Below are 665 nucleotides of genomic sequence, written 5' to 3'. Positions count from 1 at the left end.
AACCCCATCCCCAATGCGGGAACTGATAACAGTATTGTTTTATGTGAAACAAGTCCGGCAGTAGATTTATTCACACAATTGGGCAATAGCCCTGAAACGGGCGGAACGTGGTCACCGGCATTAGCGAGTGGCACGGGAGTATTTGACCCGAGTCAAGATGCAGCAGGGGTGTATACGTATACCCTTATCGGCACACCACCTTGTGCAAACAGTACGGCCAGTGTAACGGTAACAGTCAACCCCACACCAAATCCGGGAGAAGCAGGAGCTGCCCCATTTTGTGCCAACTCTCCGGCAGATGATTTATTCAATTATTTAGGCGGTACCCCTGATGCAGGCGGAACGTGGTCACCGGCATTAGCCAGTGGTACAGGCGTATTTGACCCGGCACAAGACACCGCAGGCGTGTATACCTATACAGTAAGTGGCACAGCACCTTGTACCCCACAAAGCACCACAGTCACAGTAACGATCAACCCCATCCCCAATGCGGGAACTGATAACAGTATTGTTTTATGTGAAACAAGTCCGGCAGTAGATTTATTCACACAATTGGGCAATAGCCCTGAAACGGGCGGAACGTGGTCACCGGCATTAGCGAGTGGCACGGGAGTATTTGACCCGAGTCAAGATGCAGCAGGGGTGTATACGTATACCCTTATCGG

At 51.1% G+C, this 665-nt stretch carries 1 pseudogene; it reads left to right on the top strand.

From position 1 onward, the window contains the following. Window positions 1-665 (top strand): annotated as a pseudogene (locus tag EQG68_RS15105) (hypothetical protein); the annotation flags it as partial.

It is taken from the genome of Flavobacterium piscinae (assembly GCF_004122145.1).
Taxonomy (GTDB): domain Bacteria; phylum Bacteroidota; class Bacteroidia; order Flavobacteriales; family Flavobacteriaceae; genus Flavobacterium; species Flavobacterium piscinae.
This window is presented reverse-complemented; position numbering and strand designations above follow the sequence as displayed.